The following is a 6,000-nucleotide window of genomic DNA, read 5'->3' as shown; positions in this document are numbered from 1 at the left end:
TACTAAATAACGTATTCGTGATATTTGAAATTATTTACCAACACTATTTGTAAAAGAACCAATATGTCTTAAAATTTGCTTGAATTAGATTGCGTCAACGCTTGTGATTTTAACAACCATGTCGCCGCCTGGTGTTTCGATCGTTACTTCATCGTTCACACCTTTACCAATTAATGCTTGTGCAATCGGTGATTCATTAGAAATTTTACCATCTAATGGATCTGCTTCTGCACGACCAACAATTGAGTAAACTTCTTCGTCGCCATCTGGTAACTCAATAAAAGTTACTTTACGACCTAATGAAACGATACCTTCATCGATTTCATTTGGATCGATAATTTTAGCGTAACGAACCATTTTTTCTAATTTTTGAATTTGCCCTTCAACGAAAGCTTGTTCATCCTTAGCCGCTTCATATTCAGAATTTTCTGATAAATCTCCGTATGAACGTGCGATTTTGATTCGTTCTACGATTTCTTTACGTTTTACAATTTTTAACTCGTCTAAATCTTGTTGAATTTTCTCAAGACCTTCTTGGGTCATTGGGTATACTTCTTCTGCCATACTTTTACTCCTAACAACAATAGTAGTTTCAACTTATCAAAATTGAATAGACCCACAATATCATGGAACTAGAAATTTTGCAATACACTTTATCTGCTATCGTCTAATAAAACTTTAATTAATCAATTTTTAAATCATTTGGAATGATTGAACGGATTTTTGTCGTCATCAAATCGATTGCAACATTATTTGACCCACCTTCAGGGATGATAATATCCGCGAATTTTTTCGTAGGTTCAATAAATTGCTCATGCATCGGTTTAACAATCGACGTGTACATGTCGATAATTGAATCTAATGAACGGCCACGTTCAGCCATATCACGTTTAATACGACGGATGATACGAATGTCATCATCTGTATCTACAAAGACCTTAATGTCCATTAAATCACGAAGCTCTTTATCAGAGAAGATTAAGATACCTTCAATAATAATAACTTCTTTTGGTTCTACACGAATCGTTTCTTCTGCACGATTGTGTTGAGTGAAATCATAAACCGGCATTTGGACAGCTTGTCCATCTAATAATTGTCTAATATGCTCGCTAAGTAAGTCATTGTCAAATGCAAATGGGTGGTCGTAGTTAGTTAACACACGTTCATCCATTGTTAAGTGACTTTGATCTTTATAATAAGCATCTTGTGGAATATAAGCTAAACTTACATCTCCAAATTCTTCAATAATTTTACGGGTTACAGTAGTCTTACCAGAACCAGTACCCCCTGTTACACCGATGATGATTGGCTTACGCATTCAAAACACACCTTCCTGATATTAAAAATAAGCTCGAATTCACTGCTATTAAATATAGAGAAAAATGTTCTCAATTGCAAGTAAATTCAAGCTATTTTTATTTTTTAACCGTATTTTCCCTGTCTGATTATAAGTCGGCATTCTCTTCAGATACATATTGTTCAACTAAAGCATCATGCTCTTCGTATGTTTCTGAATAATATACTTCACCGGTTGTTAAATCAGCCACAAAGAATAGGTAGTCAGATTCTGTTGGATTCATAGAAGCTTCGATAGCTTCGATACCAGGGTTGTTAAATGGTCCCGGCCCAAAACCAGTATTGATGTACAAGTTATACGGTGAATCAACTGCTGCATCCTCGTTAGTTACATAAGCTGAATGCGTATTGTTCGCATATAAAACTGAAATATCTGATTGGATTGGCATATCGATTTCTAAACGGTTCATGAATACACCAGCGATCAATTCACGGTCTTCTAGTGAAGATGCCTCTGCTTCAACCAATGAAGCTAAGGTTAAGAATTCGTGGAAGGTGAAACCAGAAGCTTCAATTTCAGCAGTGTGGGTTTGACGAACATTTTCCATTTCCCCAACCATCATAGTCACGATGTCTGCAACCGTTGCAGTTGGTGACAAATCATAAGTTGCTGGGTATAAGTAGCCTTCCAACTTGTAACGCACGTCATCATTTTCAGATACGTCGGTCAATAATTCTGGGTATGTAGCCAATAATTCATCGAATAAAGCGTCATCCGTCATTTGTGCTAAGGAGTCTTCTTGTTCAATGCCAAGTGCATCTGCAATAATTTGCGAAATGGCCTCTAGCGATGAACCTTCTGGAATAGCCACTGAGTCAACTTGAGCTGTAGCCCCTTGTTGTAGCTCGTTATTAGCATCTGTATAGCCTAGATTCTTGTGTAAGGTGTAAGTACCCGCCTCAATCGCGTCATCCCCAAAGAATCGTAAATAAGTTGTAAAAAGGAAATCGTTAAAGATAATGCCTTCATCATCCAAGATGCTTGCAATATCAGCTGTTGTCGACCCTTCTGGTATGGTAACCTCGACTGTTTCGTCCGAGCTACCGATACCTCCTGTAAAAATCATAAACGTTAGGGATAAACCAACAACCACAATAAGTGCTGCTGCAACCACTAAAAACCATTTAGCTATTTTCGAAGCAGTAGATTCTGCTTTACGATCAAGATCTTTTTGCTTTTTGTAAAAATCTTCGCGTGCTTTCTTAGACATATAGCGACTCCTCTTCTAGTAAAATCATTACTCCCATTATACATGAAAGGACCATTTTTCAATATAAATGTTAGATAAATACAAACAAACGTAAAAAAACTGTAATATTGCACAGGATGTGAGCGCGGGCGGTCAGACAGGATGCGAAATCCGACTGCAATTGAATCCACATCAAAAAACACGGTAAGGTAACATTCCCCTAACCGTGTTTTTAACAAAATTGCACTACACTGCTGCTTGCGTCTTAAAGTCATTTGCTTTCAATTTCTTGTACTTTATAGTGTAGAAGAGAATGATTAAAAGCGTGAACACAATCAGAATTGACGTTAAAACAAATACATCAGTGCGTATGCTACCACCTATACCGAATAATTGTCTGTAGGCATCTACAGAATAAGTAATTGGTAGGTAGGGATGGATCGCTTCAAAGAATGGATTTGACAATTGAATTGGATAGGTACCACCTGAACCTGACAGTTGTAAAATCAAGAAAATTAACATTATGAAAGAGCCAATTTTATCAAACAATAAATTAAATAACATGACAATCGAAATTGAAGTTAAGGCCGTTATTATCGTTACGAGTAATGTTTTACTCATAGAAAATGTTTCTAAACCATTCACTGTATGTAATAGAAATACCATAATCAAGGATTGTAAAATACCAACCACTGCCAACACAGAGAATTTACTTGCCCACCAGCTGATGCCATTTTTAGGGCGACCTTTAGGTGTATAACTATCGAACATTAGATTTAAGGTAATTGCACCGATGAATAAAGCAACAGACATCATATATGGCGCCATCCCTGTACCATTATTTGGAATTGGTGCGGTTTCAGTTTGATTAGTGTCGACTGGTTCTGCCATCATGTCATACGTATTGTCAGTTGCATCAACTTCGTTCAGCGTTTGACTACCATTCGCTAACTGTGTACTTAATTCAGATGTACCATCAGCGATTGTGCCTAGGCCGTCACCTAATGTTTGTGAACCATTCGCCAATTGATCTGCCCCATCTGCAATTTGCCCTGCACCATCTGCAAGTTGGCTAGTACCATCAGTTAATTGACCACTATTAGCAACTAGTTGGCCAGTACCATCAGCCAAGGCTTGTGTACCTGCTTGCAATTGAATGGCGCCATCAGCCAAAGTGCCTGTTTGGCTATTCAATGTATTTAGACCTTCACTCAATTGATTAGAACCATCTGTTAGTGATAAACCACCCGCATTCAATTCTTGGGTACCGTCATTCAGTTGACTCATACCTGAAGCTAATGCAGTAGCACCACTTTGTGCTTGATCTATTCCAGCATCCAGTGTCTGTGCGCCCGCTAATAAGGTATCGCTACTAGATGCCACTTGGTTAACGCCATCAATTAAGGTATTGGTACCATCATATAAAGCATCATACCCTTCAGTTAATTGATGAACACTTGCTTGTAAATTGGCAATCTGGCTACCAATTGCCGTGACATCAACGTCTTGCAAACTAGATAGAGACGATAAATCAGTAGAAATCGTTTGAACTGAGCCCGCTTGAGTAGTGGCCACTGTCGTAAATTGGTTTGCAACAGCCGTACTAACTGCAGCCTCTTGTTCAGGCGTTAATGCAGCCCCGCTTGCTTCAATTGCTGTTAAAACAGCTTCTGTATTACTAGTTGGGTCGCTAACTGCTACAATACTGGTCAATTGTGTTTGCACATCTGCCATTGCAGTCGATAATCTCTCTAATTGGCCAGTAACATCTGATAAGTCTCCAGCTAAACTTGAATTCTGTAAACTACTATCTAAATTATCTAAACCTGATTTCATTTGATCTAATCCGGTTTGTAAAGCTGTTATTTTCGCAGCCTGTTCTTCGCTTGTTAGACTCGCATTTAATTGTGATAAGCCATCTGTTAAAGCCTGACTCCCTTCAGCTAATTGCACCATGCCATCATTCAAACTATTAGCGCCATCTGCTAATGTCACTGTATTATCAGACAAAGTAGTTAACCCAGCACTTAGAGTAGCACTACCATCAGCTAAATCGCCTGCACCGCTAGTCAATTGACTTACGCCCGATGTCAAGGCAGGCATACTATCTGTTAATTGACTGGTACCTTCGTTTAAAGCCGTAGCACCTTCGTTTACTTGACTGACACCATCGATATATGTGTTTAAACCAACATCTAAGCTATCTGCCCCATCAGCAAAAATTAGACTTGATGATGCTAAAGTGTTTAAATTTTCTGTTATTGTAGCATTTCCATCTGCAGCTTCTTCTACACCGTCTTTAATTTGACTACCACCATCCGCAGCATCTTGCATTTTATCTGCCACAGTTTGTAATTGTGCAAAAATTGTTTCCGCGTATATTTTAGTCACTTCGCTAGATACCGAATCCTTAATCGTATTAGCTGCAGAAGAGGTTAGCTTGGAGGCAATATAAGAATGTCCCGCGCTGGTTTCGTAATTTAAGGTCATTTGTTTGGGTTCATCTTCAAGTAAACTCGTGGCGTTTTCTGAGAAATTTTCGGGAATGGTGATGACCATATAGTAATCACCATCTTTTAATCCAGCCTCAGCATCTGATTTTGACACAAATTCAAAATCCATTTCATCTGAATTTTCCAACTCACCCACTAAATTATCCCCTATTGCTAAGTTTCCATCATTATATTGAACTGCCTTGTCTTCATTCACAACGGCTACTGGTAAATTCGCAAGTTTTCCATATGGATCCCACATAGAACTCAAAAAAATTACTGTGTATAACGAAGGAATAAAAGCTATCCCTAGTAAAATAATGATCATTTTTTTCTTTGTAAATATTGATTGCCATTCTTGCTTAATCAAAGTAGCACACGTCCATTCTTATTCTTTTTCGTTAGAAGTAACAATTGATTCCCAATCTATAACATTCACTTCATTAGTGCCTGCCAATAATAATGATTCAAGTGTATATTTTTGTAATCGTTGTTTAAATAATTGCTCAGCATCAGAAAATACATCTAATACTTCGCGTTTTTTATTCTTAATTTTATCAGCATGTAAAAATACTTTTTCTGCTAGATTTGTTGGTCGAACAAAACTTTCTTTGCCCTCAATCGCTTCATAAATATGTAACATCGTCATATCTTTAGGTGATTTCTTTAATACAAAACCGCCATCCTTACCAGCTATAGAATGCACCAAACCTGAAACCACCAAAGAACGCATGATTTTTTTCAGGTATGAATCAGACACCTCAAGACGCCGACTGAAAATTGTGCTTTTTATGGGACGGTGATCGGCCTGGGTTGCCAGCATAATCATTATACAAAGGGCTTGTTCAACCCCACTTTTCATCTTCATTGAATACCCTCCATTCGTGGATGAAATTTATCTATGGATACATTCTATCTCTTGATGATTTCATTTACAATTATTTTCCACTCTTCTCATCAAT

Annotated in this window: 5 protein-coding genes; all 5 read right to left on the bottom strand. The window is 37.8% G+C overall.

What is annotated here, in order from left to right:
• Nucleotides 1-84: 84 nt before the first annotated feature.
• Nucleotides 85-564 (bottom strand): transcription elongation factor GreA, encoded by a 480-nt coding sequence (gene greA, locus AC973_RS08640; RefSeq protein WP_003140974.1) that lies wholly within the window; start codon nucleotides 562-564, stop codon nucleotides 85-87.
• Between the two features lie 118 nt (nucleotides 565-682).
• Nucleotides 683-1,318, bottom strand: coding sequence for a uridine kinase (udk, locus tag AC973_RS08635; RefSeq protein ID WP_003140972.1), 636 nt, complete (start codon nucleotides 1,316-1,318; stop codon nucleotides 683-685).
• A gap of 127 nt (nucleotides 1,319-1,445) precedes the next feature.
• Complete coding sequence (gene mltG, locus AC973_RS08630) at nucleotides 1,446-2,567, bottom strand: endolytic transglycosylase MltG (RefSeq protein ID WP_048729627.1); 1,122 nt, start codon at nucleotides 2,565-2,567, stop codon at nucleotides 1,446-1,448.
• A gap of 225 nt (nucleotides 2,568-2,792) precedes the next feature.
• The gene (locus AC973_RS08625) at nucleotides 2,793-5,408 is read right to left on the bottom strand and encodes a YhgE/Pip domain-containing protein (RefSeq protein WP_048729626.1); all 2,616 of its coding nucleotides are present in this window, start codon (nucleotides 5,406-5,408) and stop codon (nucleotides 2,793-2,795) included.
• A gap of 18 nt (nucleotides 5,409-5,426) precedes the next feature.
• Nucleotides 5,427-5,906: an RrF2 family transcriptional regulator gene (locus tag AC973_RS08620; RefSeq protein ID WP_048729624.1), complete on the bottom strand. Its 480-nt coding sequence runs from the start codon at nucleotides 5,904-5,906 to the stop codon at nucleotides 5,427-5,429.
• Nucleotides 5,907-6,000: the final 94 nt, after the last annotated feature.

It is taken from the genome of Carnobacterium sp. 1290_CSPC (assembly GCF_001053265.1).
Classification (GTDB): domain Bacteria; phylum Bacillota; class Bacilli; order Lactobacillales; family Aerococcaceae; genus Aerococcus; species Aerococcus urinaeequi.
This window is presented reverse-complemented; position numbering and strand designations above follow the sequence as displayed.